Origin of the sequence: Tenacibaculum sp. TC6 (assembly GCF_050606265.1) — a bacterium.
In the GTDB taxonomy this organism is placed as follows: Bacteria; Bacteroidota; Bacteroidia; order Flavobacteriales; family Flavobacteriaceae; genus Polaribacter.
In genome coordinates, this window is record NZ_JBOCUK010000002.1 from 1 (window position 1) to 26,412 (window position 26,412).

General features: G+C 31.1%; 29 protein-coding genes. 4 read left to right on the plus strand and 25 right to left on the minus strand.

Annotated elements, in window-relative coordinates; all coding sequences use genetic code 11:
- Window positions 1-157: 157 nt before the first annotated feature.
- From ygiD to ACQY1Q_RS01585, 15 genes are all read right to left on the minus strand, one after another.
- A complete protein-coding gene (ygiD, locus tag ACQY1Q_RS01515) occupies window positions 158-1,033 on the minus strand; it encodes a 4,5-DOPA dioxygenase extradiol (protein ID WP_431003515.1) in 876 nt (291 codons plus the stop codon).
- 77 nt (window positions 1,034-1,110) lie between these two features.
- Window positions 1,111-1,686, minus strand: a complete 576-nt coding sequence (locus tag ACQY1Q_RS01520) for a Crp/Fnr family transcriptional regulator (RefSeq protein ID WP_431003516.1) — start codon at window positions 1,684-1,686, stop codon at window positions 1,111-1,113.
- A gap of 23 nt (window positions 1,687-1,709) precedes the next feature.
- A complete protein-coding gene (locus tag ACQY1Q_RS01525; RefSeq protein WP_431003517.1) occupies window positions 1,710-2,342 on the minus strand; it encodes a CatA-like O-acetyltransferase in 633 nt (210 codons plus the stop codon).
- 154 nt (window positions 2,343-2,496) lie between these two features.
- Window positions 2,497-2,823, minus strand: coding sequence for an energy transducer TonB (locus ACQY1Q_RS01530; protein ID WP_431003518.1), 327 nt, complete (start codon window positions 2,821-2,823; stop codon window positions 2,497-2,499).
- A gap of 244 nt (window positions 2,824-3,067) precedes the next feature.
- Window positions 3,068-3,478, minus strand: coding sequence for an SRPBCC domain-containing protein (locus ACQY1Q_RS01535; protein WP_431003519.1), 411 nt, complete (start codon window positions 3,476-3,478; stop codon window positions 3,068-3,070).
- 3 nt (window positions 3,479-3,481) lie between these two features.
- A complete protein-coding gene (locus ACQY1Q_RS01540) occupies window positions 3,482-3,874 on the minus strand; it encodes a DoxX family membrane protein (protein ID WP_431003520.1) in 393 nt (130 codons plus the stop codon).
- A 6-nt stretch (window positions 3,875-3,880) separates the two neighbouring features.
- On the minus strand, window positions 3,881-4,381 hold the full coding sequence (locus tag ACQY1Q_RS01545) for an SRPBCC family protein (protein WP_431003521.1): 501 nt from the start codon (window positions 4,379-4,381) through the stop codon (window positions 3,881-3,883).
- Window positions 4,371-4,703 (minus strand): metalloregulator ArsR/SmtB family transcription factor, encoded by a 333-nt coding sequence (locus tag ACQY1Q_RS01550; protein WP_431003522.1) that lies wholly within the window; start codon window positions 4,701-4,703, stop codon window positions 4,371-4,373. The genes ACQY1Q_RS01545 and ACQY1Q_RS01550 overlap by 11 nt, the downstream gene beginning before the upstream one ends.
- Window positions 4,704-4,835: 132 nt before the next feature.
- Window positions 4,836-5,585, minus strand: a complete 750-nt coding sequence (locus ACQY1Q_RS01555; RefSeq protein WP_431003523.1) for a sulfite exporter TauE/SafE family protein — start codon at window positions 5,583-5,585, stop codon at window positions 4,836-4,838.
- A gap of 23 nt (window positions 5,586-5,608) precedes the next feature.
- The gene (locus tag ACQY1Q_RS01560) at window positions 5,609-6,052 is read right to left on the minus strand and encodes a hypothetical protein (protein ID WP_431003524.1); all 444 of its coding nucleotides are present in this window, start codon (window positions 6,050-6,052) and stop codon (window positions 5,609-5,611) included.
- Window positions 6,053-6,056: 4 nt separating this feature from the next.
- Window positions 6,057-7,643, minus strand: a complete 1,587-nt coding sequence (locus tag ACQY1Q_RS01565; RefSeq protein ID WP_431003525.1) for an alpha/beta hydrolase — start codon at window positions 7,641-7,643, stop codon at window positions 6,057-6,059.
- 103 nt (window positions 7,644-7,746) lie between these two features.
- Window positions 7,747-8,679 (minus strand): alpha/beta hydrolase, encoded by a 933-nt coding sequence (locus ACQY1Q_RS01570; RefSeq protein ID WP_431003526.1) that lies wholly within the window; start codon window positions 8,677-8,679, stop codon window positions 7,747-7,749.
- Between the two features lie 49 nt (window positions 8,680-8,728).
- Window positions 8,729-9,928: an alpha/beta hydrolase-fold protein gene (locus ACQY1Q_RS01575; RefSeq protein WP_431003527.1), complete on the minus strand. Its 1,200-nt coding sequence runs from the start codon at window positions 9,926-9,928 to the stop codon at window positions 8,729-8,731.
- A 35-nt stretch (window positions 9,929-9,963) separates the two neighbouring features.
- Window positions 9,964-10,407 (minus strand): GNAT family N-acetyltransferase, encoded by a 444-nt coding sequence (locus tag ACQY1Q_RS01580; RefSeq protein WP_431003528.1) that lies wholly within the window; start codon window positions 10,405-10,407, stop codon window positions 9,964-9,966.
- Between the two features lie 234 nt (window positions 10,408-10,641).
- Complete coding sequence (locus ACQY1Q_RS01585) at window positions 10,642-12,849, minus strand: endonuclease MutS2 (RefSeq protein ID WP_431003529.1); 2,208 nt, start codon at window positions 12,847-12,849, stop codon at window positions 10,642-10,644.
- Window positions 12,850-12,931: 82 nt separating this feature from the next.
- Between ACQY1Q_RS01585 and ACQY1Q_RS01590 the strand changes: the two genes are divergently transcribed.
- Window positions 12,932-13,597 (plus strand): uracil-DNA glycosylase, encoded by a 666-nt coding sequence (locus ACQY1Q_RS01590; RefSeq protein ID WP_431003530.1) that lies wholly within the window; start codon window positions 12,932-12,934, stop codon window positions 13,595-13,597.
- Here ACQY1Q_RS01590 and ACQY1Q_RS01595 read toward each other — a convergent pair.
- From ACQY1Q_RS01595 to ACQY1Q_RS01620, 6 genes are all read right to left on the minus strand, one after another.
- Window positions 13,581-14,594 (minus strand): glycosyltransferase family protein, encoded by a 1,014-nt coding sequence (locus ACQY1Q_RS01595; protein WP_431003531.1) that lies wholly within the window; start codon window positions 14,592-14,594, stop codon window positions 13,581-13,583. The two genes, ACQY1Q_RS01590 and ACQY1Q_RS01595, sit on opposite strands and share 17 nt — an antisense overlap.
- A gap of 7 nt (window positions 14,595-14,601) precedes the next feature.
- Window positions 14,602-15,480 (minus strand): UDP-2,3-diacylglucosamine diphosphatase, encoded by an 879-nt coding sequence (locus ACQY1Q_RS01600; RefSeq protein WP_431003532.1) that lies wholly within the window; start codon window positions 15,478-15,480, stop codon window positions 14,602-14,604.
- A 192-nt stretch (window positions 15,481-15,672) separates the two neighbouring features.
- Entirely contained in the window at window positions 15,673-19,026 is a 3,354-nt protein-coding gene (secA, locus tag ACQY1Q_RS01605) for a preprotein translocase subunit SecA (RefSeq protein WP_431003533.1), read from the minus strand.
- 124 nt (window positions 19,027-19,150) lie between these two features.
- Window positions 19,151-19,372: a DUF2795 domain-containing protein gene (locus ACQY1Q_RS01610; protein ID WP_093668347.1), complete on the minus strand. Its 222-nt coding sequence runs from the start codon at window positions 19,370-19,372 to the stop codon at window positions 19,151-19,153.
- Window positions 19,373-19,471: 99 nt separating this feature from the next.
- Window positions 19,472-20,044, minus strand: a complete 573-nt coding sequence (locus ACQY1Q_RS01615; protein WP_431003534.1) for a cob(I)yrinic acid a,c-diamide adenosyltransferase — start codon at window positions 20,042-20,044, stop codon at window positions 19,472-19,474.
- Between the two features lie 22 nt (window positions 20,045-20,066).
- The gene (locus ACQY1Q_RS01620) at window positions 20,067-20,474 is read right to left on the minus strand and encodes an acyl-CoA thioesterase (protein WP_431003535.1); all 408 of its coding nucleotides are present in this window, start codon (window positions 20,472-20,474) and stop codon (window positions 20,067-20,069) included.
- 171 nt (window positions 20,475-20,645) lie between these two features.
- On the opposite strand from ACQY1Q_RS01620, the gene dnaA reads away from it, so the two are divergent.
- From dnaA to ACQY1Q_RS01635, 3 genes are read left to right on the plus strand one after another with little or no spacing between them, the layout of a single operon-like run.
- Window positions 20,646-22,070, plus strand: a complete 1,425-nt coding sequence (dnaA, locus tag ACQY1Q_RS01625; RefSeq protein ID WP_431003536.1) for a chromosomal replication initiator protein DnaA — start codon at window positions 20,646-20,648, stop codon at window positions 22,068-22,070.
- 10 nt (window positions 22,071-22,080) lie between these two features.
- Window positions 22,081-22,539 carry a low molecular weight protein-tyrosine-phosphatase gene (locus ACQY1Q_RS01630; protein ID WP_431003537.1) on the plus strand — a complete coding sequence of 153 codons (459 nt, stop codon included), beginning with the start codon at window positions 22,081-22,083 and terminating at the stop codon, window positions 22,537-22,539.
- Window positions 22,529-23,233 (plus strand): SAM-dependent methyltransferase, encoded by a 705-nt coding sequence (locus tag ACQY1Q_RS01635; protein ID WP_431003538.1) that lies wholly within the window; start codon window positions 22,529-22,531, stop codon window positions 23,231-23,233. The genes ACQY1Q_RS01630 and ACQY1Q_RS01635 overlap by 11 nt, the downstream gene beginning before the upstream one ends.
- 31 nt (window positions 23,234-23,264) lie before the next feature.
- Here the strand turns inward: ACQY1Q_RS01635 and ACQY1Q_RS01640 are convergent, their stop codons facing one another.
- The 4 genes from ACQY1Q_RS01640 to dapF all read right to left on the minus strand — a co-directional run bounded on the left by ACQY1Q_RS01640 (window position 23,265) and on the right by dapF (window position 26,384).
- Window positions 23,265-23,822, minus strand: a complete 558-nt coding sequence (locus ACQY1Q_RS01640) for a peptidoglycan-binding protein LysM (RefSeq protein WP_431003539.1) — start codon at window positions 23,820-23,822, stop codon at window positions 23,265-23,267.
- A gap of 240 nt (window positions 23,823-24,062) precedes the next feature.
- On the minus strand, window positions 24,063-25,091 hold the full coding sequence (gene mltG / locus ACQY1Q_RS01645) for an endolytic transglycosylase MltG (RefSeq protein WP_431003540.1): 1,029 nt from the start codon (window positions 25,089-25,091) through the stop codon (window positions 24,063-24,065).
- On the minus strand, window positions 25,084-25,608 hold the full coding sequence (locus tag ACQY1Q_RS01650) for a GNAT family N-acetyltransferase (protein WP_431003541.1): 525 nt from the start codon (window positions 25,606-25,608) through the stop codon (window positions 25,084-25,086). Before ACQY1Q_RS01650 ends, mltG begins: the two co-directional genes overlap by 8 nt.
- A complete protein-coding gene (gene dapF / locus ACQY1Q_RS01655) occupies window positions 25,608-26,384 on the minus strand; it encodes a diaminopimelate epimerase (protein ID WP_431003542.1) in 777 nt (258 codons plus the stop codon). The genes ACQY1Q_RS01650 and dapF overlap by 1 nt, the downstream gene beginning before the upstream one ends.
- Between the last annotated feature and the right edge of the window lie 28 nt (window positions 26,385-26,412).

The window sequence follows — 26,412 nt, forward strand, 5'->3', positions numbered from 1 at the left end:
AATGTTTATAATAATTTAAGACCTCACTTGAGTTTGAATATGAAAACTCCTAATTTTATACACAACAAAAAACCAGAGAAGCTAGCCTCTCTGGTTTAAATAATATTTTTTAAATCTGTCAACCTATTTTAGGACGACTCAAGTATATTAGTATAGGTTAACTTATTTTTAAAGAAGTCATACTAATTGCTCCGTTGGTTAAGGTATCATTAAACAACGTTACCGTTTCGTTTTTTTCTTGCAAGCCTAAGGTATAAATCAAAGGATAATAATGATCCGGAGTTGGTATGGATAATTGAACTTCACTACCTAATTTGTCATAATTAATAAGTGCCTTATGATTATTATTTAATAGGTGTTGGTTCATAATATGTCGAGCTTCTATAGCCCAATCATGCCCAAAATCATCTTGATAACTCAGTTTTCTTAGATTGTGAACTATATTACCGCTACCAATGATTAAAATACCTTTATGGCGCAGTTGTGAGAGCTTTTTAGCCAATTCATAATGGTATGTAGCTGGTTTGTAATAGTCAATACTTAATTGCAATACAGGAATATCTGCATTAGGGTAAAGATGCTTAATAACGGACCAAGCTCCGTGATCTAATCCCCAATCATAATCAAGAGTTACCGGAGTGGGATAGAATAGTTTGGAGGTTTCTTCAGCTAACTGTTCACTTCCTTTTGCAGGATATTGTACTTCATATAATTCTTGAGGAAATCCACCAAAATCATGTATGGTTCTAGGGTTTTCCATGGCAGTTATTTGTGTTCCTTTTGTAAGCCAGTGGGCAGAAATACAAATAATGGCATTGGGTTTTACAGGAATTGTTTTAGCTATTTCCTTAAATCCTTGTGTGTATTTATTTTCTCGTATAGCATTCATCGGATCACCATGACCTAAGAATAAAACGGGCATTTTAGGTGATTTAGAAAATAGGTCTGTTAATTTTTCTAGTTCAGATAAAGGTTTTGCTGTCATTGCTAAAGAAGATAATCCTAAAAGTTGTAAAAATGTTGTTCTTTTCATTTATGCACTTAATGAGATACAAATATTTAATTATTATAGCATAAAAACATTGAACTAGTTCAAGAAACAGTGTAGGATTAAGATTTAGCTATTTTTCTTTTTATTTTGCTTAAAAATTCTGGCGATACTCCTAAGTAAGAAGCAATTTGAATATTGGTTAAACGTTGTGCAATTTGAGGGTATTTTTCAAGGAACTTCAAATATCTTTGGTCTGCTGTTGTACTTATATTTTTAATCATTCGTTGTTCCAAAGCAACATGAGCGTTTTGAAGGATAATTCTAAAGAGTTTTTCTATTTCCGGAATTTCATTAAAAGCCTTTTTTTTATTTTCTCTATTAATAAGTAGTACTTCACTGTCTTCTAATGCCTGTATAGAAAATGTTGCCGGAACTTGATTAAGAAAGCTGTGTATATCAGCAATCCACCAATTTTTAATACCGAAGTATAAAGTATGTTCATTTCCTTTATCATCAATTGTAAAAAGACGAAAGCAACCTTTGGTAATAAAGCCTTCAAAATTACACAATTCTCCTTGGCGTAATAAAAGCTCTTTTCGCTGAATGGTAACCGCGTTAAAATACCCACAAAAGGTATTGAGGTTGGTATCTGAAATAGTAATGAGTTTTTGTATGTATTCTTTTAAAAGGTCCATTTTTTAACTAGCATTACCGGAACTTAAGAAGTTTCATTTAAAAACTGTTGAAATAAGTCTATATACTGACCTACATGAATACCATCAACCAAGGCATGGTGTACATGAATAGAAACGGACATTTCTTTTTCTCCATCTTTGTTTTCTGTCATTTTTCCAAAAGAAATTTTTGGGCAGCTATCGTTAAAACCATAATGTCTGGCATGAGAAAGAGAGGTAAATTGTATCCATGGAAGAGAGGAGTAGTGAATTACATTTTCACCGGAAACAGCCGGAAGAAAAGTATTGCTGTTTTGAACCCTTTCAATTTCTTGTTTGGCTATTTTTTCAAATTGATCAAAATCGTTATGAAATTCCATATAAGAAAAGCCAAAAGTTCCGTTGGGTTTATTAATGGTTGGTGAAGCATTTATAGTATTAAAAAGATATACTTCGTTACCTATAATTCTGTATTTAAAAGGCTCAATAGTATTAGCAGCTTTTAGTGATTTATGCAGGTAAAATAAAAAAAATGAAACGTTATTTTTTTTACAAAATTGATAGGCTTTCGTACAGTTTACAGTAACAGTAAGACCATAAAAAGGCTCATCAAAGTTTTTAAAAAAGTTATAAATATCTTTTCTTTTCCAATTTTCTATTATTAGTTTTTCTTTCATTTGGAGGTGCCGGAATTTTCAGCTCTAAGAGTTTGTTGTTTTTATTTTATGCAAGGTACAAAACTTAAAACTTCTAATGACTTCTGAAGTTAAAACAAAAAAAAAGTGTACAAAAATTTGTACACTGTTATAAGATTTGTAGTTAACCTTTTTATTAACCTTCAATTTTAATACTATAATTAATAGGTAATTTTAACTTTAAAGGTTTGTCTGCTTCAATAGGAATACCTAAATCTAATTTAGGAAGCCCTTCTATAATTTTTACACTTTCTTTAATGAAAATTTCATGAGGCCCTTCAGCAGTAACATCAATTACTTTACCTTCATGATTTACTTTAAATCTAACAATTGTTTCAACTTGTTCTCCGCCTTTATAACCTATAGATTTTGCTAAACTGTCAAGTTTAGTAGAATCATAACTCATAATTGCATTTGTAATAACCTCTTCATAATTCCCTTGTCCTACTACTATTGTAGTCATAAAAAACAGGAATACTATTAATGCCTTCTTCATGGTAGTGGTTTAATTATTTTCGGGCTCAAATATATGGTAAGTTGATGAAAAAACAAGCGATTATTTATGTTAAAACTGTATATTGTTTTTTAACATTTTTAATCATATGTTTGAGTTAATTGTGTTGATTTACAGATTGATAGGTTTGCTTTGTATTAAAGACAAATTCTTTCTGTTTTCTGCCACTTTTCAACTTTAAAAATAGAGCTTTTTAGTTGTTTTCAACATAGTTTTTAAAAGTATCCAAAATCGATTGCCAACCTGCACGTTGTTGTTCATCTGTATGTGTGCCTTCGGTATCAAATGTTTCGGTTACTTTTACCTCGTTTTCCAGAGGATGAAAGCTAATAAGAACATTTCTTCCATCAGGCATTTTGTATGTAATGAGTCTGTTTTTTTCAATTTTCTCATACGTACCGGTAAAGTCAAATCCTATACTACCATCTTTAGCTTCCATTCTCCACACAAAACTTTCTCCGGGCTGTAAATTATTAATTGCTGAAGGACAACACCAGTCATTTGATGCAAAATTCCAGTTTATTATATGTTTCGGGAGTGTCCAATAATTCCAAACCTTTTCAATAGGAGCTTGTATGGTTGTTTTAATAGTTATTGTATTCATAAACTATGACTTTTTTGAGTTGTTAAGTATTGGTTTTATTAGTTCTTTTTTTTGTGTAAAAACACTAATATTTATAGCTAAAAGTACTATAGGAATTGGTAATCCGGAAGGCATTGCAACTATGTTTGTTAAAAGTATTCCTATAAGTATAGGAAATATCATAAATGCACCTAGTAATCTGAATTTTGGAACTAAAAATAGTGTTCCGCTTATAATTTCAATAATTCCAACCAAAGGTAATAACCATTCAATTGATATAAAGGCTGTATTCATTTGCATCATTTTTTCAGGTAAACCTTCGGGAACTGGCATGTAGTTTAAAAACTTATTTAATCCTGCATTGATAAACATAAGTCCAAAAAGTAAGTAGAGTACAAAAAAGATTTTAGCTTTCATGAGTTTTTAATTTAGGGTTAATAGTAAAGTATCTAATCGATTCAATGTAGATGTTAAGCCTTCTTTCATTCCCATATTGATAACTGTTTCCAGATCTTCTAAGGTTTTATAGTACACGATAGTTTCTACTATAGTATGATTGCCTTTTTCTGTAAATGACACTTTCCATTCGGCTTTAGGCAAATCATGATTAATCTCACCTTTTTCATTACTAAAAGCATCAACAGTTGTATAGAAGTCAATAGGGGAGATAGCTGTATATTCTGTCCATCCCCAATATTCGGTACCATTAGGCTCAACCATAGCGTAATGCCAATGCCCTTTTTCTTTAAACTCCATCGATTTTGTTTTGGTAGTTAACGGATCCGGAGCAAACCATTGATCTAAAAGTTCACTTTTTGTATAACAGTTCCAAACAAGTTGGTGGTTAGCCATAAATTCTCGACTTACTGTAATTGTGTTTTTATCTTTGTCTACAATAAAATCAAATAATAAATTAGTGTTCATTTTCTTTATTTTTTAAGGTTAGTAATAAGTTATCTAGTTTGTTAAAACGATTTTCCCAAATTTTTCTGAATTGCTCCAGCCACTTGTCTATTTCTTTCATTTTATCAATTTTCAATTCATAAAAAATTTCTCTTCCTTGCTGATTTGCTTCAACAAGTCCGCATTCATTTAGAATTTGAATATGTTTTGAAATAGTTGGTCTGGCAACATTAAAGTTAGAGGCTATATTTCCTGCAGTCATAGATTGTGAGGTGAGTAATACAAGTATAGCTCTTCTGGTTGGATCTGATATAGCTTGGAAAATGTCTCTTCTTAATTTCATTATGTAGTTATTTGACTACAAATATATGTGAAGTTATTTAGCTACACAAATATTTTGTCTTTTTTTATTTTTATGAATGATGAATAATTGGTTGTAATATAGTGTTTTAGTTGGGGGTTGTGTAAGGTGCTTTTATAGGTTGAACTTGAAAATTACCTTACTAATAGTAACTATTCCGATTAGTAATATGAGAGTTAAGGATATTATTTTAAACTTTTTTTGAGTTATAAAGTTTAGGATGCGTTTTCCTATTAAAGTTCCTATAAAACCAATTACGATTAAAAAAGGCAGATAAATTAAATCGTGTGTATGGATATAGCCGTTTTGAAAGTATACAAATGTTCTGGAAAAGTCGATTAAAAAATCGATACAGGCTGAGGTGGCAATAAAAACATCTTTTTCTAAATTAAAAGCAGCCATGGTAAGCCCCCTTATGGCTCCTCCTGTACCTAATAATCCTGCCGAAAACCCGGATAAAGCTCCGCCTGTAACAGCATTTTTATTGGTAGGTTGTATGACTAAACTTTTTTTAATAAGAAATAAAAGACTTAGGCTTATTAGAAATATTCCTAAAATTATTTCTAAATATTGACTGTTGATGTACTTGGTTAAATACCCGCCAATGATTACAAAAATAACAGAGGGCGCTCCAATAGTCAAAATAAGCTTTTTGTTTAAACCTTTTTTAAATAAGGCTATTTTACTAATATTACTGGATAAGTGATAAATAGCGGTTAATCCTAAAACAGATTGAAAATCAAAATAAAAGCTAGCGATAGGTACAAAAAAAACTGAAGATCCAAAACCTCCGATTGTACCTAAAATTTCAGCAATAAGTGCTAAAAACAAGAAAATACTACTTATGGTGTTAATGTTAAGCATTTACAAATTATTTTGCTAACTATTTAAATACGATCATACTGTTCATATAATGTTTTATAGGCTAGTTGTAAGTCATAAAAAAAAGGAGGAGCAGGATTTTCAAGGTCAAACTGAAGTAATGACGCCAAACCCAATTTATTTTTATCAGAGCAAACAAAAGCTGTAATTATTTCCTCTTCATCAAAAATTCTTACCTGTGAAAAAACTTGAAATAATAAGCTTATTCTATCTCCAAATTGATATTCTAACTCTTGTAAATCAACAAGTACAGCATTCGGTTGCGTAGTTAATAAAGCCAATCCTATCTTTTGATATAAATAAGCTCCGTAGTTTTCTCCACTAGATCCTACAGAGCAAACTCCTGCAAGTTTAACTAATAATATGTTTTCTTCTTCATGTTCAAAAAATTGACAGGTTACCTCTTCGGAAGTTCTGTTTTCAATAGAAATTTCTTTAAAGTTTATCATAGATTTAGTTGTTTTTTGTACCAATTAATGAAATTAAGCCGCTGGCTAATGTACCTCGCCAATTTACATAACTATGCCCGCCTTTAAATTCATTATAGGTTACTGTATATCCTTTTAGTTCTAAGATATCTCTTAGCTCTCTATTCATTCCAAGCATAGCAGCACCGGCATCATAAAGACCTACATCCATATAAAACCTAATGGGTAACTTTTTACTTTGTTTATAGGCATTTATAAGTTTTCCATTTGCTTCCGGATAGGTCCAATGGTTTTCATCTTTAGTTGCTTTAATCCAATAAGAACCTGATTGTGAAAGCACATTGCCAATAACATCTGAATGGTTAAAAGCTATTGAACTTGCTGCAAAACCTCCTCTGCTTGAGCCTGCTACTATTATTTTTTCCTGATGAGGAGATATGTTATAATTAGAACGTGCCCACGGAATAAGCTCGTCAGCTATAAAATTGCCAAATTTATCACTGATTAGATCTTTACTTCGCTTTCCCATAGACCATACTAAGATAGTAATTGTAGGTGTAATTTTTTTATCAGCAGTTAAATTATCTATAATAGTAGGAGTTGGAATTCGGGCTTGACGATTTGGTCTACCACCGTAGGCTTCTCCGTCAAAAATAATTAATAAATTATGAAGTGTTTTAGCGCTATAATTAGCCGGTACGTGAACAGTAACTTTTCTATCTTCTTGTAAAAAATCACTTTTAACGGTTATTACAGAAAGTTTTCCTTTAGGAACTTCATTTCTTTCTGGAAGATATAGTTGTTTTGGAGCATTAGGCATTTCTATAATTCCATCATAGGCATGGACTACGTTTCTATGTATAACTTCATTTTCAGGTCCGTATTTAAACGTTTTAAAATAATTAAAGCCATAACTGAATCGAGCATCATTAGGGACTAATTGTGTTACATAAAATAGTTTAGTATTACCTAATTGCTGAAAACGTAATCCTAAAAAATCAGGACCACCACTTAGCATAACGTATTCTGTGTTTTTATCCGGTACGCAAAAATAAGTAACTAGCATTTTGGTTGGATTTCCGGATAAAGGCTCAATAATGTGTTTATTTTTATGGCTTTTGATAAACTCATCAATAACCGTTTCATCAGTTAATGAAGTTTCCCACAAGTTATATAATGTTTCGGTAGGAAGTTCTTTTTTTGCTATTCGTTTTGCATTTTCAGCAGTAGAAAGTAGTTGTTCAATGTTTAAAGAATAACTACCTTGTTTAGATTCTGTGTCAAGCGTGTGAATTATAAATTTATAATAATCGGAGGTTGAAGCTGTAAAATCAATAATTTCAGAACCTTTTGAGCCATTTGGACTATCGATTTGTTGTAAATGTATTCCGTCTGAACTATAAATATCAACAACCAAGTCTATTTTATTTTGGATAACTTTTCCTACGATAGCCATTCCGTTTTTTAGTGAAACATCATATGTATGTTTTTCTTGAGCAGTAAGTGTTCTGTCAACTTTTGTATTAGCACTAAGTTTTTTAGTTTGAGCAGTTACCTGATAGGAAGTGAGACAAAGGATAAAAAGAGTTGAGAGTTTATGTAATAAATTCATGTATGGTTATTGTTGTTGAATTAATTATAGTATAACGGTAGCAATTATAAAGTAGTGTATATAAATAGTATAACTACTTTATGATGGTTGAAAACCAAATTGTTTATTCAAATAAATAACGGAGACCATTAGTAAAACCTGCTCCAAAAATTGTTCTGTGAGTTTCATTTTTTAAAACTTCAGCCTTATAAGTCAGTTTGTCAAAATGGTTGTTTTTGATTTTAGAAATGAATATAGTTTGCAATCTATTTATTCCTTGTTCAAGTTCACCGGAAGCCATATACAACTTAACACCGGAACCAAAATCAGGCGATAGTTCAGTTACTTGTTTTAGCATAAGTCGGTTATAAAACCATAGTGAAGGACTTAAAATTAGATACTTATTAAATAATTCAGGATTATTTATCAATACATAAGTACCAAATAAACCTCCATAGGAATGTCCGTAATAAGTTCTTTCATTTTTTTGTACGTTATAATTCTTTTCAATGAAAGGGAATAATTCCTGTTCTAAAAATTTAGAAAATAAAGGAGCGCCACCTGTTGGATCTATTGAACCTCCTATGGTTAAATTTTTATCCTCTACAGGAGTAAGGTCTCTGCTTCGTAACTGATAAAAAGATTTATAATCGGTATCATAAGCAATTCCTACAATAATCATAGGAGGAATTAATTTATCTTTTATTAAACGTTGTACAATATAACATACTCCTCCAAAATTAGTTTCAGCATCTGTTACATAAAGTACCGGATAAGAAGTTGAATTTTTAGAATACTCTCTGGGTAATTTTATTTTTATGGTATACGTTTGACCATTACTGGAAGATGTAATTTTTTTAACTTCAGTATTAGCTAAAACTACGTTTGAATGCGTTTTTTTCAGAGTAGCCTCTGCTAATTTTCTTTCTAGTAAGTTATTTTTTTGTTGAAGGCTATCAATAGTGCGTTTTAAGTTTTCATTTTGAGCGTTAGAAGCGCAATTGTTGAAAACGATAATTACTAAAAAATAAAAAATAGGTTTTAAGGTATTTTTCATAGTTATAGTTTATAGATATTATTGCTAGTTGTTTAGTATTGCGAATAAGCTATTCTTTAATTAAGTTTTGTAATAACTTTTCTTTATCAGCATTACTAATATCTTTTCTTGATAAAATTTTGTTGGTGTATTGTTGTTTATGGAAATCAACCATTTGAGAGTTATTAAGGAGTTTGTAATACTCAATAAAGTCTAACTCGAAATCGGGATAATCAGGATAGTATTTTTGACCAAGCTTTAAAAAGTTAATTGCGGTGTTATAGTCTTTTTTCTCATATCCGTAATGACTTGCTAAAGAGAAGAGGTGTGTTAAATTAGGATTTACCTTAAAACCTAATTTAATACTTACATTTTTTAAATCTGATTTAAATTCTTCAATAGGATTTGTTATTGTTTTACCTTTGAGTTTATGGTAAAACCAATTATCTAAAATTAAATTGTAATCACTAAAACAATCCATCAGAAAAGGAGGGAAGGAAACCCAATAATTTGTCATGTGGTTAGTATTTTTAGTTTCAAAAAAATGACCTTTAAAGTTTGTGGCTGTTTTATGATTTGTAAGATAGTTTGATAGATCTGTATCTTCTGTTAAATAGGTGTTTTCTTCTGTTGTTGTACCGGCAGAAAAGTAATAGTTAACAAGATGAGGAAAGTTGTATTCATCAGAAATGTAAGCTTTAAATTGCTGTATAGATAATGGTTTATTACTGAAAAAACCACTCAATGCAATTGCAGTATTAATTTGATGACTACGTTTAGTTATTAAATAATTTACGAGAAAAGCGGATCTGGAATGCCCGGTTACAATAGTAAAATCGTTGGTTCTATACTGTTTTTTTAGTAGTGGAAGTAGTTCTTCAAAAAGAAACTTTTCCATACGTTCTATTCCGGATAAAATATCACCTTTAATTTTTTGATTTGAAGTTAAATAATGGCGGTTATTACGGTTAAAAGGAATTCCTATAATGATAGTTTCCGGCATTTGTGATTCACTGGTTAATAAATCAATGGAATGGATAATTTGAGGGTATACTCTTTGATGTTGACTGTCAAAAATTATTGTTATCGGGTACTTGGTAGTTGCGGCTGCATATCTATACGTTTCAGGAAGGTGTAAGTTTAAAGTAATCGTTTCTTTTAAAAATGTTGAATTAATTTTTAAACTATCATTAGAATAATTAAGATATTTCTGACCTAAAATAATGTTAGATGTAAGTAGTAAGAAAATAAGGTAATAAGTAGCTTTCATTGTAATATTGGTAATCTAGTAGTTTTGTAAAAAAGTTAGTGAGAGGTTTCTTTCCATTTTTGATAGGTCATTTCAAATTTAATTTCATCTTTTCCATGCAATCCAATATCAATCCAGCCTAATTTTCTATAAAACGTTTCGGCTCTGGTATTTGGAGAAGTTCCTAACCAAACATTGTCAGTTGTATTTTTAAAATACCAATCTAGCATAATAGTATGTAATTGTTTTCCAATGCCTTTTTTTTCATAGTCAGGATGAACAAAAAGAGCCCAAATATTGTTTTCTTTCAAATCGGCAATAGCAAAACCAACAATTACATTGGCTATTTCACAAACCCAGCCCTTTCCTCTTTGAGTTATAAAGAGCAAACAATCATTATCTGTGACTAAATCAGGGTTAGATAGGGTGTTTTCAGTTACAGAATTTCTTACTAGTTGAATCTGTTTTATATCTTTAGGTTTAGCTTCTCTGAAAATCATTTTTTACGATAATTTGGTATGGCAATGAAAATACTTTATTTATACATTATTAGGACAGTGATTTTATGTTAAAATTTAGCTATAAATATAAAGGGAGGTTATTGGTTAGCAAAATATTTCTATAGAAAGATATAACTTCTATTTTTAATTTTACCAAGAGTAGAGAATAAACTAAAAACAGGAATGATTTTTTATCATTCCTGTTTTTAGTTATAGTAAAAGTGAAAAAGAATGTTACTTTTTAGCACGTTCTACTAATTCTAACTGCTCTATTTTTGCTTCAGTAGTAAATAAACCATAATTAATAAAAGCTTTTTTCTTTTCAATTTTATCAATGGTACCTACAGCATTTCCATCAATTAAACGAACTCTATCACCAATTTTAAACACATATTCAGCTCGCTCTTTAGCAACTTTATCAGCTTCAATTTTCTTTTCTTTTCGAACTTCTACAACTTTTTCTAAGACTTCTTGTTCTACTTTTTTTATGGCTTCTAATTGTTTTTTCTCTTCAACTTCTTCCTGCTTTTTTTCTGTTTTAGTTTTCTTTTTTGGTGGATTTTTCTTGATGAATTTTGTCTTCTCAGCAGCTACCCATTTAAAAAAACTAGTAGAAAGCTCTTTTTTATTATTGGTTTGAAAATACTTATTAAGTAATTCATTTATAGAGCGACCTAATGATAACATACGTTGATTATTATCATACAAATCTTGAAAACCTTCTAGTTTTTCGCGTATTTTTTGCTCTTTCTGTTGTAAACTATCTAAATGTTCTTGTTCTTTAGACTTTTGCTTTTCTAAAGTATCAGAGGTTTTTTGTAACCTGTTTCGTTCTTTTTGAAGTTTAGAAATAGTTTTATCTAAACGAATTTTTTCATTTTCAACACGCTTTTTAGCCCTGTTAATCAAGCTGTAAGGAATACCGTTTTTTTGAGCAACCTCAAAGGTAAAAGAACTTCCTGCTTGCCCTACTAATAACTTATAAATAGGCTCTAAAGTACGTTCGTTAAATTGCATATTAGCATTGGTAACATTTTCTAATTCATTAGCTAAAACTTTAAGATTCGCATAATGAGTAGTAATAATACCAAAGGCTTTTTTATCGTAAAATTCTTCTAAAAATATTTCAGCCAAGGCACCACCTAGTTCAGGATCAGATCCTGTACCAAACTCGTCAATTAAAAACAAGGTCTTATCATTACATTTACGTAAAAAATAACGCATATTTTTTAAACGATAACTATAAGTACTTAGTTGGTTTTCTATGGATTGATTGTCACCAATATCTGTTAAAATAGTATTGAAAATAGTTGTTTCACTTCGCTCATGAACCGGGATAAGCAAACCACTTTGCAACATAAGTTGTAATAAACCTATGGTTTTTAAAGTAATACTTTTTCCTCCGGCATTAGGTCCTGATATAACAATAATTTGTTGTTTATCGTTTAATTCAATTGTCTGAGGAATGGTTTCAACATTTTTGGCCTTATTTTTCCTCCATAAAATTGGGTGATAGGCATCACGAAGAAATACTCGTTTTTCAGGATGAATTTTAGGGAGTAGTGCATTAATTTCTTTGGCGTATTTAGCTTTAGCTCCAACGACATCTAAATGTGTTAAAAAAACAAGGTATTGTTGTAATAAAGAAACATATGGTCTGATTTCTTCAGCCAACGCCCTTAATATCTTAATAATCTCTTGTTTTTCTTCATATAGCAGGTTTTGGAGTTCTCTTGAAAAAGCTAAGGAAGCTTGCGGAGCTATATATACAATATTTCCGGATTTTGATGATCCTAAAAGACTACCAGATACTTTACGACGATGCATAGCTAATACAGCCAATACTCTTTGATTGTCAATTATGGTTTCTTTTATATCATCTAAATAACCGCTTGCGATATTTTTGCTTAATGCCCGTGAAAAACTTTCTGATATTTTTCCTCGTACACTATGAATATCTTTTCGTATTTGTTTTAGAGCGGGTGAGGCATTATCAGCAACTTCACCATAAGAGGTAATAATTTTAGCAATAGTATCAGAAACAAAAGTGGTATATTCAATAGTGCTTGCCAGTTGAGCCAAAGAAGGGTAATAGCTTTCAAATTTCACTAAAAACTTTTTTAACTCATTTACCGTTTGTGTGGTAGTTGCAATTTTTAAAAAAGCTTCAGTATCTAAAAAACTATTTTCTATAGCTAACCTTTTTATGTGGTCTGTAATATTATCAAAACGATGGCTGGGAATTCGGTTTTCGTTTTCAAAAGAACTCAAATATTCGTTTACCAAATTCAATTCAAAAAACAAGGTATCAGCTTCAGCAAAAGGAGTAATTTGTAAAATACTAGCCTTTCCTAAATCAGAAATACAAAATTCGGTTACTTGTTCCAGTACCGTAGTGAATTCTAAATCTTGTAATGTTTTGTCTGCTATTACAGTTTTCAATGCTTATTTTTGATTAAAATTTACAAACTAAAATCCCAATAGCTCTATATATGGAGTTTTAGGAGGACAAAAATAACAAACTATGGATGTAAAAATAGCTGATAGCTGGAAAAATGTTTTGCAAGATGAATTTGAAAAAGACTATTTTACCAATTTGATTTCTTTTGTAAAGAGTGAATATACTTCTCATACTTGTTTTCCAAAAGGGAAAGACATCTTTGCTGCTTTTGATACTTGTTCTTTTAATGATGTGAATGTTGTTATTTTAGGGCAAGATCCGTATCATGGAGTAGGGCAAGCTAATGGTTTGTGTTTTTCTGTTCATGATGGTATAACGCATCCACCATCATTGATTAATATTTTTAAAGAGATAGAGAGTGATTTAGGAAAACCGTATCCTGTATCGGGTGATTTATCACGTTGGGCTACACAAGGCGTGTTGTTGTTAAACGCAACGTTAACCGTTAGATCAGGAATGGCGGGGAGCCACCAAGGAAAAGGATGGGAACAGTTTACAGATGCTGTTATTGCTCAAATTTCTGAGCGCAAAGAAAATGTTGTTTTTTTACTTTGGGGAGGTTATGCTAAAAAGAAAGGCGCTAAAATAAATAAAAACAAACACTGTGTGTTAACTTCCGGGCATCCTTCACCTTTAAGTGCTAACAGAGGTTTTTGGTTTGGTAACAAACACTTTTCTAAAACCAATGCGTTTTTACAATCAAAAAATTTGCCTACGATACAATGGTAGGCAAGATAACTTGATTGTAAAAAGGTAAAGTAATGGCATCTAAAATATCTTCAGTACAATCTGGGTAATGTACTTCAATAGTGTTTTTAGATTTAATCCACTTAGCAATTTCACCGTATTGATTTTTATTGAATTTCTTTAATACAGGGATTCCCATTTCTTTTAAACTTAGTGCATTGCATTGCTGTTCATATTGATTGGTCATAGGAATTACTAAAAGCTTTTTACGTAGATACAAAGCCTCAGCAGGGGTTTCAAATCCGGCTCCACATAACACGCCACTGGACGAAGCTATACTTTTAATAAAATCTGTACCGTTTATAGGGCGTATAATAATATTGTTTAAAAATTGATGCTCATCAGTATGTTTAGAAAACACTTCCCATTTAACACCTTTAAATTCAGATAATACTTTAATAATTTTTTTATCGCTATAAGCAGGTAGATATACCGTATAATGTCCTTTGTTAGTTATGTTTCTATACCTTATTTCTTTTCTGATGATAGGAGTAAAAATGGCTGATGAGTACGTTTTAAAATGAAACCCGAATTTAATTTTTGCCGGAGCGTAATATTTCAATATAAGACGTTCAAATTTGTAAGTTCCATACTTAGGAGCGTTATCATCTAACACTGCATTTTGATGGCTTAATGAAATAATGGGTACATTTTTTAACTTGGCAGCCCAAGCAGTAACAGGCTCAAAATCGTTAATAATTAAATCATATTCTTGTACAGGAATTGATTTAATTTCTTTGATTAGATTTTTAAGTTTTAATTTTTTTAGAGTTTTAAGAATGTCAACTCCTCCTTTTTTTCCGAAAATAAAACTCAAACCATATAATTTATATTTTATTTCAAAAGGAAATTTTAATTCACATTGATATCCGCTTATTAATACATCTACTTCAGCTTTTCGTTGTAAAAACGGAATCATTTCTATAGCTCTGCTGGCATGGCCGTTTCCGGTTCCTTGAATGGCATATAAAATTTTCATAAGCTATTTACTTTGATGATTTATTAATATTAAATTCAGCTAAAAGTTCTTCAAAAAGTTGAGCGTTATTCCCTTCAGTACCTACTAATTCAAGGTCGGTTACTTTGGTGTCTAAATGCGTATTTTTAGCTAATTCATCTTTTTCGTATTCATACAAGCTCCATTTTTTATTTTTATATTCTAAAGCTGTAAGGTTTTCAATCCAATCACCTGAATTTAAATACAGCGTTTTTCCGTTATCATTTTGAATTTCTCGTATTTCAGGTTGATGTATATGTCCGCAAACTACATAATCATATCCTTCAGAAATAGCAATGTCTGAAGCTGTAGTTTCAAAATTGTTAATGAATTTTACAGCGCTTTTTACACTGTTTTTTATTTTTTTAGAAAATGAAAGACGCCCGTATCCAAACTGTTCACTAATCCAGTTTACCGCTGTATTTAGCATGATTAATGTATCATAACCAATCCCCCCCAATTTGGCTAACCATTTAGAGTGTTGCATGGTAACATCAAAAACATCTCCGTGAAAAAACCATCCTTTTTTTCCATCAATGTCAAGTACTACTTTGTTTACTATTTCAAACCCATCTAAACTGAATCCTCTAAATTTTCTTAAAGTTTCATCATGATTACCGGTTATGTAATAAACTTTGATGCCGGAAGTAATGAACGACATTATTTGTTTAATAACCTTTAAGTGAGGTTTTGGAAAATAACGCTTGTTAAATTGCCATATATCTATAATATCACCATTTAGGATTAGTATTTTAGGGTTAATGGTTTTTAAGTAGTTGTTTAGTTCAACAGCTCTACAACCAAAAGTACCTAAATGCACATCAGATATAACTGCAATATCAAGTTTACGTTTTTTGTTTTTTTTCATATTGAAAGTGACTATAACTTATATAAAACAAAAAGACTTGCTTTATGCCTTATTCTAATCAAAGTTACTTTCTCAATGTTTTTTTACTGATAGTAAAATGTAAAATATTGGTAATAAAAAGTTTATATTTATGTAAGAAGATTGTTAGTAAAAAGTAAAAAGCTCGGAAAAACCGAGCTTTTTTATATTTGTTTATTTGTTGTACAATACCCAAGTACCTTCTTCTAATAAAGGAATGGCTTGTTTAAATTTAACGTCTTTTTCTTCACCGGTCATTACATTTTTAATAGTAACTTTTTCATTACGACCAATTTTTGGTTGCTCACGAACAATAGTTTCTACTATTTGTTGTTCTTGAGTTTGTTGTTGACGAGCACTATTAATTGCTTGTTGAGTAGAATTCTGAACTTCGTCTTTACGTAAGTCTAGTTTTTCTCTTTTTTGCTCACGAGCTTCAGAAATTTGTGAGTCGTCTTGTGCCGGAAGTTTTCCTTTGAATAAGAAAGAAAGTACTTCTTTATTTATTTTATCTAATGTTTCTTCAAAAACATTAAAAGCTTCAAATTTATAAATTAATAAAGGATCTTTTTGTTCAATATGAGCTGTACTTTGAATAGAGTGTTTAAGCTCATCTAACTTTCTTAAGTGATCTTTCCAATTCTCATCAATAATAGCTAAAGTAATATTCTTTTCAAAATCGTTAACTAAAGATTTACCTTCAGTCTCATAAGCTTCTTTTAAGTTGGTAACTACTTGAAGAGTTTTACTACCATCTGTAAAAGGAACTACAATACGCTCATAACGGTCTCCTTCATTTTCATATACACTTTTGATAACCGGAAATGCTTGAGTAGCATTTCTGTCGGAATCATTTTTATAATGTTCAGAAACTATTTTATATAACTGACTTGTTAATTCTTGTTCTGATAATCTGTTAAACTCTTCTTCAGAGAACGGTGAGGTCATTGAAGAGAAACGAATTAATTCGAATTCAAAATTTTGGAAGTCTTTATTAGCTTTATTTATTTTTACTATAGAATCACAAGTATCGTAAATCATATTAGCAATATCAATTTGTAAGCGTTTACCATCTAAAGCATGTCGACGACGTTTGTAGATAAATTCACGTTGCGCATTCATAACATCATCATATTCTAATAAACGTTTACGAATACCAAAGTTGTTTTCTTCTACTTTTTTCTGAGCACGCTCTATCGATTTTGTAATCATAGAGTGTTGAATAACTTCTCCTTCTTTTAAGCCCATTCTGTCCATCATCTTAGCAATTCTTTCTGAACCGAATAAACGCATTAAGTTATCATCTAAAGCGACATAAAATTGAGAAGAACCAACATCACCCTGACGTCCTGCACGACCACGTAACTGACGGTCAACACGACGAGAATCATGGCGCTCAGTACCAATGATAGCTAAACCACCAGCGGTTTTTACTTCATCAGTTAATTTGATATCGGTACCACGACCAGCCATGTTGGTAGCAATGGTTACTTGTCCTGGTTTACCAGCCTCGGCAACAATATCAGCTTCTTTTTTATGAAGTTTAGCGTTCAGAATATTATGAGGAATTTTTCGCATTTGTAACATTCTTCCTAATAATTCAGAAATTTCAACAGAAGTGGTTCCTACTAATACAGGTCTTCCTTGATTTACTAATTGTACAATGTCTTCAATAACAGCATTGTATTTTTCACGCGTTGTTTTATATACTAAGTCTTGCTTATCATCACGAGAGATAGGTCTGTTAGTTGGAATTTCAACAACATCTAATTTGTAGATTTCCCAAAATTCTCCGGCTTCTGTAATAGCTGTACCGGTCATACCAGACAGTTTACGGTACATTCTAAAGTAATTTTGTAAAGTAACTGTGGCAAATGTTTGAGTAGCATCTTCAATTTTTACATTTTCTTTAGCTTCAATAGCCTGATGTAATCCGTCTGAATAACGACGACCGTCCATGATACGACCCGTTTGCTCATCTACAATCATAACCTTGTTATCCATAACAACGTACTCAACATCTTTTTCAAAAACAGTATATGCTTTCAAAAGTTGGTTCATGGTATGAATGCGCTCACTTTTAACGCTGAAGTCTCTATATAATTCTTCTTTTAAGTCAGCTTTCTCTTCAGGAGTAACATTACTTTTATCAATTTCACCTATTTTAACACTAATATCAGGTAAAACAAAGAAAGAAGTATCTTTAGTAACTTCTGAAAGGTGAGCAACACCTTTATCGGTTAAATCTATTTGATTGTTTTTTTCTTCAATAGTAAAGTATAGTTCAGCATCAACTTCCGGCATTAACTTATTGTTATCTTGCATGTAGAAGTTTTCTGTTTTTTGAAGAATTTGCTTAACTCCTTCTTGTGATAAGAATTTAATTAAGGCTTTGTTTTTTGGAAGACCTCTGTATACTCTTAATAAAAGGAATCCGCCATCTTTAGTGTTACCTTCACTAATTAATTTTTTAGCCTCCGCTAAAACACCTACCAAATATTTACTTTGTATAGATACTAAATCAGAAACTAAAGGTTTTAACTCATTAAATTCATGACGATCTCCCTGAGGAACAGGACCTGAAATGATTAAAGGCGTACGAGCATCATCAATTAATACAGAGTCAACCTCGTCAATTATAGCATAGTTTGGAGCTCTTTGAACCAAATCTTCTTTAGAATTGGCCATATTATCACGAAGGTAGTCAAAACCAAATTCATTGTTTGTTCCGTAGGTAATATCAGCATTATATGCTTTTCTACGAGACTCAGAGTTTGGTTGATGATAATCAATACAATCTGTACTTAATCCATGAAACTCAAAAATAGGCGCCATCCAAGCACGGTCACGTTTTGCTAAGTAATCGTTAACTGTTACTACATGCACTCCGTTACCGGTTAAAGCATTTAAATATATAGGTAAAGTTGAAACTAACGTTTTTCCTTCACCTGTCATCATTTCAGCAATTTTTCCTTGATGTAAAACAGAACCTCCTATTAATTGAACATCATAATGTATCATATCCCAAATAACAGGCTTTCCGGCTGCGTCCCACGAATTAGCCCAAAATGCTTTGTCGCCTTCTAAAGTTACATGTTCTTTCGTAGCCGATAGTTCTCTATCAAAAGGAGTAGCGGTAACTTCTAATTCTGTATTGCTGGCAAAACGTTTTGCAGTTTCTTTAACAACGGCAAAAGCTTCCGGCATTATTTCTTCTAAAATTTTTTCAGAAGCTTCATAGGCTTCATCTTTTAATCTATCAATTTCAGAATAAATATCTTCTTGTCTGTCTATGTCTGCAGTTGTAACTTCTTCTTCTAAAACGGCAATTTTTTCGTTAAAAGGTTGAGTAGCTTTAGAGATTTTAGTTTTAAATTCGATGGTTTTTGTCCTTAAATCATCATTAGATAAATTGTGCAGAGCACTCTCATAAGATTTTACTTTTTCAATAATAGGTTGCAGTGATTTTAAGTCTTTTTGTTGTTTATCTCCAACAAATATTTTTATAATCGAATCTAAAATACTCATTTTAAAATATTGTTTTACAGTTAATTAATTTGGGTTAATTAACCTGTTAAATATGGTTATTATGTTTGTGCTTAAAAGTAAGCAAAAAAAAAGCCTCTAAAAGAGACTTTTTATGGTGTTTTTTCTAATATTCATCTTCATTCCAAAGATAATCTTCTTCGGAAGGGTAATCAGGCCAAATTTCAACAATAGAATCATAAGCTTCACCTTCATCTTCAATGTCTTGTAAATTTTCTACAACCTCCAGAGGGGCGCCGGTACGAATTGCATAATCTATTAATTCGTCTTTAGTTGCTGGCCAAGGTGCATCAGCTAAATAAGATGCTAGTTCAAGTGTCCAATACATTTCTTTATCGGTTTTTTTTGATTTTCGCAAAAATAATTTTTTTTTCTAAAAAGTCAAGTTTTTTTTAAAAAATCTGTTATCGTAAATTAAAGAACTTAATTATAGCTTTTCAGGAATCCATTTAATTTCCTCAGCTTTTAATTCTTGGGTCAACTTCCGTGCCAATACAAAAAGGTAGTCAGAAAGTCGGTTTAAGTACATTAAAATAGTGTCATTAATGACTTCTTGCTCATTTAAAGCGACTGTTAAACGTTCAGTTCGTCTGCAAACACATCTGGCTATATGACAGAATGACACGGTTTGGTGTCCACCCGGTAAAATAAAGTGAGTCATAGGAGGTAAGGTTTCATTCATTTGATCTATTTCATTTTCTAAAAATAAAATAGAAGAATCATTTACCTTTGGAATATTAAGGCGCTCTTTACCACTTTTTAGGGTTTCTTTTTCAGGAGGTGTGGCTAACATAGCTCCTAAAGTAAATAAGTCGTTTTGAATTTTTGTTAAAGTTTGTTTTAAATTCTCATTTATTGCTTGGTCTCTGATAAGTCCTATATATGAGTTTAATTCATCAACAGTACCGTAACTTTCAATTCTTAAATGATGTTTAGGAACTCTACTACCTCCAAATAGAGCAGTAGTTCCTTTATCACCTGTTTTTGTATAAATTTTCATGGTATCGTATTATGGTAGAAATTTAAGCGTTTTTTTTATTCAATTTAGTTAAAATAAATTCAGGGCATCGAATAGGTTTCATTGTTGTACTATCTACAAAAGCTAAAACCGTATTTCCGGTACATAATAATTCATTATTTTCATTTCTTATTTCATAATCAAATTCTATTTTTACTGTAGGTGTTTTTTTTAACAAAGTTTTTATGTTAATAACTTCATCATAATAGGCTGATTTTTTAAAATTACAACTTAATGAAATAACAGGAAGCATTACTCCGTTTTGTTCCATATGTTTATAACTGGTGTTTAAATTTCTTAGCCATTCTGTTCTTCCTATTTCGAAGAATTGCGCGTAATTACCGTGGTATACAACGCCCATTTGGTCTGTTTCAGAATACCGTATTCTTACGGTTGTTATGTTATCGTACAAGGTATTTTTTTTAATGATTTTGAACGTTACGCAAAAAAAAAATAATAATCAATAGTGATTTAGTTTTTTTTTACTGAAATTTATTCACACTTTTGTTCATCCGAATATGTAGGTTTAGAGTCCCCTATAATCTAAATAATTTTAACAAAAAATTAATCTTTTTTCACCAATATGACTAAAACAGCTGATTCAGTTTGGATGGAATGTTTGTCCTTTATCAAGGACAATATCAAACCACAGGCATATAAAACTTGGTTTGAACCGATTAAGCCGGTAAAGTTATCTGGGGAAGCTTTAACAATTCAGGTTCCGAGTAAGTTTTTTTATGAATGGCTAGAAGAACATTACATAAAATTATTAAGAGTTGCTTTAGTAAGACAGTTAGGTAATGAGGCTAAATTAGTGTATGATGTACGTATGGAAAATACGTATAGTAGTAACAGTCCTCAAACGGTAAAAATACCTAGTGCTAACAGAAATCCTTTAAAACCTCAAAAGGTAACCGTTCCGTTAGAATCTAAAAGAGAATTAAAAAACCCGTTTGTAATTCCCGGATTACAAAAGGTAAAAATAGAATCACAATTAAACCCGAATTACAATTTTGTGAATTTTGTTGAAGGTGATTCAAATAGATTAGCAAGATCTGCTGGAATGGCAGTGGCTAATAAGCCGGGAGGAACCTCATTCAACCCTTTATTAATCTATGGAGGAGTAGGGTTAGGAAAAACACATTTAGCTCATGCTATTGGTGTTGAAATTAAAGATAAATATCCGGATAAAACCGTCTTATATATATCTTCTGAAAAGTTTACACAACAATTTATAGATTCAGTAAAATCAAATACAAGAAATGATTTTATTCATTTCTATCAAATGATTGATGTTCTTATTATTGATGATGTACAATTTTTATCAGGTAAAGCCGGTACACAAGATGTGTTTTTCCATATTTTTAACCACTTACACCAAAATGGTAAACAGGTTATTTTAACTTCGGATAAAGCGCCTGTGGATATGCAGGATATAGAACAACGTTTACTTTCTCGTTTTAAATGGGGATTATCAGCAGAATTACAATCACCTGATTATGAAACTCGTGTTTCTATATTACAAAATAAGTTGTATAGAGATGGGGTTGAAATGCCGGAGGAAATTGTTGAGTATATAGCCAAGAACATAAAATCGAATGTAAGAGAACTTGAAGGAGTTATTATTTCAATGATTGCTCAAGCCTCTTTTAACAGAAAAGAATTTACGCTTGAATTGGCTAAACAAATTGTAGATAAATTTGTTAAGAATACCAAAAAGGAACTTTCCATAGATTATATTCAAAAAGTAGTATCAAAGTATTTTGATATGGATGTAGCTACTTTACAATCTAAAACCAGAAAGAGACACATAGTGCAAGCTCGTCAGTTAGCTATGTATTTTGCAAAGCGAATGACTAAATCTTCTTTAGCCAGTATTGGAAGTCAAATAGGACAAAGAGATCACGCTACGGTATTACATGCTTGTAAAACGGTAGATAATTTGACAGAAACAGATAAGCAGTTTAAAAAATATGTTGACGATTTAACTAAAAAGTTAACATTATAATACGAATAAAATGAAAATACTTATGGTTTGTTTGGGGAATATTTGCCGTTCTCCATTAGCCGAAGGTATTTTAAAAGCTAAAGTATCTTCCGATATTTATGTTGATTCAGCAGGTACTGCCGGATACCATGTTGGTGAACTGCCTGATAAAAGATCGGTAATGGTTGCCCAAAAATATGGTATTGATATTACGGATCAACGTTCCAGAAAGTTTTCTGTAGCTGATTTTGATCATTTTGACAGAATTTATGCTATGGATGAAAGTAATTATCAAACAATTGTTTCTTTAGCCAGAAATAAGGAAGAAGCTGATAAAGTAACAATGATACTACAAGAATTATTTCCGAAAGAAAAATTAAGTGTTCCGGATCCTTATTACGGAGGAGATCAAGGCTTTGAAAATGTTTATAATATGTTAGATGAGGCTTGTGAAATAATTGCTTCTAAAATAAATACAAATGAAAGGTAAACTTTATTTAATACCCACAACCTTAGGAGATACAGAACCTTTAGAAGTAATGCCAATCTCTGTAAAGAAGGTGATAGAAAAGTTGGATTATTTTATTGTAGAAAATGAAAAATCAGCCAGAAGGTTTATCAAGAAAATTACCCCTACAAAATCACAAGGTTCATTACAGTTAATGTTATTAGATAAGTATTCTGATGAACTGGAAACCAGAAACTATCTAGATGTTTGTGATGAGGGAATTTCAGTAGGTTTGTTATCTGAAGCAGGGGTGCCTGCTGTTGCAGATCCCGGAGCTACTATTGCTAAACTAGCTCATAAAAAAGGAATTCAGGTGGTGCCTTTAGTAGGGCCGTCATCAATATTATTAGCAATGATGGCTTCCGGAATGAATGGACAGAGCTTTACTTTTAATGGGTATTTACCAATTGAAAAGGCTGATAGAAAGAAAGCTATAAAAGAGTTGGAAAGAATTTCTAAAGAAAAAAATCAATCACAGATTTTTATAGAAACTCCCTATAGAAACGAAAAGTTGCTAGATGATTTACGAGCTATATTATCACCAGAAACTAGAGTTTGCGTAGCTTGTGATATAACACTTCCAACCGAATATATTAAAACATTAACCATAAAAGAGTGGAAAAATGTAAAAACCGACTTACATAAACGCCCAACAATTTTTATTGTGCATAAGTAAATCGGTTTTTAGTATACTTAGTTTTGTGGTTTTATATGCTGGCAAATTTGTTAGCAGTGATGTTGGAAACATCATACCCTCCAAATTTTCTCATATACTCCTCTATAGAGGTACCAAAAGCATCATTAAATTGGAATTTGCCCCAAGAACGTAAAAACTTTTTTACATTTCCTGCACCGCTTAAGTGGGCTGCGGCTAAAATTCCTGATTCAGTAATAACAACTCCATTAATGGTTTTACCTGTAGTTCTTTTAATATCTCTACGTAAAATCCATTTATTAACTTTGCATAAAGCTATAAAAGTTTTTTCCTGTAATTCAGGGTTTTTTAAAAACTGTTCTGTGTTATAAATTCTGAATCGTTTTAAAGTAGATCTTCCAAACTGGTATTTCCCCAAATACCCTAATTTGTTAACGATAGTGTAATCTCCCTGAGATTCTTTAAAAGCCAAAGCTTCACGAAAACCTATAAAATCTTTTTGTAAAAAAGGAAAGTTAAAGTTCTTTTTATAATTAACTTCCGAAATAGGTTTTAGAGTAATAGTAGTTTTTCTTTCTCTATATGGATTTACAGTAAAACTCGTTAACAAAATAAATCCTAAAAATATACTTATTAACTTCTTGATAATTAGTTACTTTCTGTTTAGCGGGGGCAAATATACGACAAAAAACACAAATAACTAAGAATCAATAGCTTGTGTACTTTTTGTGGTTTTAAGTATTTTGATGTTTTTTTGCTTTTTATTGATTAAAAACAATCATATGTTTATAAAATGTAATGAATATTTAAATAAAACGTTATTTTATTAAGGATAAAATACTGTTAAAAATTAACGATTAATTCCTTGTTCACTTATCCAACGTTGGTATTTAGCGGCATTTCTATTATGTTGAGCGAGTGAACTGGCAAAATCATGAAAACCAATATTGTCAACGCTGGCACACATATAAAAATAATCATGTTTTTTATAGTTTAACACAGCATCTATAGTTGAAATATCAGGCATGGCAATTAAGGTAGGAGGTAATCCTGTATTTTTATAAGTATTGTATGGTGAGTTTATTTCTAAGTCTTTGTTCAGAACTCTTTTTACAATAAAGTCTTGCCCTTTTTCTTGTTTAATACAATAAATAATGGTTGGGTCTGCTTGTAACGGCCAGTTACTTTTTAAGCGGTTTAAATATAATCCGGCAACTATAGGTCTTTCAATTTTCTGAGCAGTTTCTTTTTGAACAATAGAAGCTAAGGTAGTAACATCTTCTTTTGATAAGTTTAAGTCTTTAGCTTTGTTTAATCGAGTATTATTCCAAAAGCGTTTGTACTCTTTAAGCATTTTATCTCTAAACTTCTCAGCAGAAGTGTTCCAATAAAATTCATAACTATTAGGTATATACATTCCTAATGCAGATTTTTCTGTAAAACCATTGGTATTTAAAAAAGCTGCGTCAAGCATTGCGTTAACTAAAGAGAGAGAATCAGCTTCAATTTGCTGAGAAATTCTACCGGCTAATTTTTCTATGGTATCTTGATTGTTGAATGATATATTTACAGGAGTTTGATTACCACTTCTTAAAAGATTAACAACATCGTTTAGGCTCATTCCTTTTTTTAATACATATTTTCCTCCTTTAGGAGTTAGGTATTTTTTCTTTTCAGCGAGCCAAGAGAAATTTTCCGGAGCATCAATAAAATTTGAAAGTTGCTGAGTAACCTCAGTCAAAGTGCCATTGGATTTAATATAAATGGCTCCGTCTTTATGAACGGCGTTTCCAAATACTTTTTGATAAAAATTTACTCCTATAATTGCTAGAACCACTAATAGGGTAGCAATAATTCCGTATACAATCTTTTTATTCATTAATTAACTGAAATAATACTTCGTTTTTAAATTGACCTTTACTAAAAATCCAATCTTTTTTAATGCCAATTTTAGTAAAATTCTTTTTTTGAAACAAATGTAAACTATTTATATTATCATCGGTAATATTTACATACAGCTGATGTAAATTCAAATGAGAAAAGCAATAGTTAATCAGTAAATCTAAAGCTTCTGAGGCATACCCGTTTTTTTGGTATTCAGGATTTATAAGCACTCCAATGCCCGCTCTTTTATGTTGAGGATTAAAATCAAAAAGATCAATAGTACCAATAGGTTGTTGGTTGTTATTAAGCTCAATGATTAATCGAAGTTGTTTAGCTTCGTAAATATCCATATAGGCATTTTCTAAATATTGTTTTAATAAAAACTTAGAAAAAGGAGTTTGTGTATGGCTTACTTCCCAAAAAGACTCATTATTTTCTATGGTGTATAGAAAAGTTAAGTCTTCGGGCTCCAAAGCACGTAAGTTTATGTGAGTACCTTTAAGGGTTTGCATTAAATAGTTATTTCGCCTTTAAAGACAAAAGTAGCAGGTCCGGTTAAAAAAACATGCGTATACTGTCCGTTTTTTTCATTAAAAGAAACCAAAAGTTCTCCTCCTTCAACAGGAAGAGTTATTGAGGTACTAGTTGTTTTTTTAGAAGCATGCATAGCTAAAGCAACCGCTGTAACTCCTGTACCACAGGCTAACGTTTCATTTTCAACTCCTCTTTCATAAGTTCTTACTCTAAAAGTTGAGTTGTTTACTTGTTGTACAAAATTAACATTACTACCTTCTGTACCATATACGTCATTTCTGATTTTTTTTCCGTTGGTGTACACATCATAGTTGTTTAAATCATCAACTATTTGTACATGATGGGGAGATCCTGTATTGGCAAAAGAATACGAATTATGATGCTCAACGTTGTTAACGTCAATCATTTGTAAAGAAACAATGCCTTCTTTTATAAAAGCATGGTGTATTCCGTCAATAGCCATAAATGTTGTTTCTGTATCAAATAACCCCAATTTATGAGCAAAAGCAACAATGCAACGTCCACCATTACCACACATGGTACTCTCATTACCGTCAGCATTAAAGTAAATCATTCTAAAATCAGTATGCTCATCTTCTTCTAATAAAATAAGTCCGTCAGCACCAATACCAAAATTTCTATGACATAAAGTAGCAATAATGTCAGTATTATCTTTTGGAAAGATTTTTGTTCTGTTATCAATCATAACAAAATCATTACCTGTTCCTTGATATTTATAAAAGCTCAAATTCATAGAAGCAAAGATACGTATTTAAAGGAAG

Excerpts from the sequence above, each read along its gene's own strand:
- ACQY1Q_RS01650 (WP_431003541.1), bottom strand. The coding sequence starts at position 25,608 with ATGCAAACCCTTAAAGGTACTCACATAAACTTACGTGCTTTGGAGCCC.
- ACQY1Q_RS01600 (WP_431003532.1), bottom strand. The coding sequence starts at position 15,480 with ATGAAAAAAAACAAAAAACGTAAACTTGATATTGCAGTTATATCTGAT.
- ACQY1Q_RS01525 (WP_431003517.1), bottom strand. The coding sequence starts at position 2,342 with ATGAAAGAAAAACTAATAATAGAAAATTGGAAAAGAAAAGATATTTAT.
- ACQY1Q_RS01570 (WP_431003526.1), bottom strand. The coding sequence starts at position 8,679 with ATGAAAAATACCTTAAAACCTATTTTTTATTTTTTAGTAATTATCGTT.
- ACQY1Q_RS01540 (WP_431003520.1), bottom strand. The coding sequence starts at position 3,874 with ATGAAAGCTAAAATCTTTTTTGTACTCTACTTACTTTTTGGACTTATG.
- ACQY1Q_RS01615 (WP_431003534.1), bottom strand. The coding sequence starts at position 20,044 with ATGAAAATTTATACAAAAACAGGTGATAAAGGAACTACTGCTCTATTT.
- secA (WP_431003533.1), bottom strand. The coding sequence starts at position 19,026 with ATGAGTATTTTAGATTCGATTATAAAAATATTTGTTGGAGATAAACAA.
- mltG (WP_431003540.1), bottom strand. The coding sequence starts at position 25,091 with ATGAATAAAAAGATTGTATACGGAATTATTGCTACCCTATTAGTGGTT.
- ACQY1Q_RS01580 (WP_431003528.1), bottom strand. The coding sequence starts at position 10,407 with ATGATTTTCAGAGAAGCTAAACCTAAAGATATAAAACAGATTCAACTA.
- ACQY1Q_RS01595 (WP_431003531.1), bottom strand. The coding sequence starts at position 14,594 with ATGAAAATTTTATATGCCATTCAAGGAACCGGAAACGGCCATGCCAGC.
- ACQY1Q_RS01590 (WP_431003530.1), top strand. The coding sequence starts at position 12,932 with ATGGATGTAAAAATAGCTGATAGCTGGAAAAATGTTTTGCAAGATGAA.
- ACQY1Q_RS01520 (WP_431003516.1), bottom strand. The coding sequence starts at position 1,686 with ATGGACCTTTTAAAAGAATACATACAAAAACTCATTACTATTTCAGAT.
- ACQY1Q_RS01635 (WP_431003538.1), top strand. The coding sequence starts at position 22,529 with ATGAAAGGTAAACTTTATTTAATACCCACAACCTTAGGAGATACAGAA.
- ACQY1Q_RS01530 (WP_431003518.1), bottom strand. The coding sequence starts at position 2,823 with ATGACTACAATAGTAGTAGGACAAGGGAATTATGAAGAGGTTATTACA.
- ACQY1Q_RS01560 (WP_431003524.1), bottom strand. The coding sequence starts at position 6,052 with ATGATAAACTTTAAAGAAATTTCTATTGAAAACAGAACTTCCGAAGAG.
- ACQY1Q_RS01565 (WP_431003525.1), bottom strand. The coding sequence starts at position 7,643 with ATGAATTTATTACATAAACTCTCAACTCTTTTTATCCTTTGTCTCACT.
- ACQY1Q_RS01555 (WP_431003523.1), bottom strand. The coding sequence starts at position 5,585 with ATGCTTAACATTAACACCATAAGTAGTATTTTCTTGTTTTTAGCACTT.
- dapF (WP_431003542.1), bottom strand. The coding sequence starts at position 26,384 with ATGAATTTGAGCTTTTATAAATATCAAGGAACAGGTAATGATTTTGTT.
- dnaA (WP_431003536.1), top strand. The coding sequence starts at position 20,646 with ATGACTAAAACAGCTGATTCAGTTTGGATGGAATGTTTGTCCTTTATC.
- ACQY1Q_RS01550 (WP_431003522.1), bottom strand. The coding sequence starts at position 4,703 with ATGAAATTAAGAAGAGACATTTTCCAAGCTATATCAGATCCAACCAGA.
- ygiD (WP_431003515.1), bottom strand. The coding sequence starts at position 1,033 with ATGAAAAGAACAACATTTTTACAACTTTTAGGATTATCTTCTTTAGCA.
- ACQY1Q_RS01535 (WP_431003519.1), bottom strand. The coding sequence starts at position 3,478 with ATGAATACAATAACTATTAAAACAACCATACAAGCTCCTATTGAAAAG.
- ACQY1Q_RS01610 (WP_093668347.1), bottom strand. The coding sequence starts at position 19,372 with ATGTATTGGACACTTGAACTAGCATCTTATTTAGCTGATGCACCTTGG.
- ACQY1Q_RS01545 (WP_431003521.1), bottom strand. The coding sequence starts at position 4,381 with ATGAACACTAATTTATTATTTGATTTTATTGTAGACAAAGATAAAAAC.
- ACQY1Q_RS01575 (WP_431003527.1), bottom strand. The coding sequence starts at position 9,928 with ATGAAAGCTACTTATTACCTTATTTTCTTACTACTTACATCTAACATT.
- ACQY1Q_RS01630 (WP_431003537.1), top strand. The coding sequence starts at position 22,081 with ATGAAAATACTTATGGTTTGTTTGGGGAATATTTGCCGTTCTCCATTA.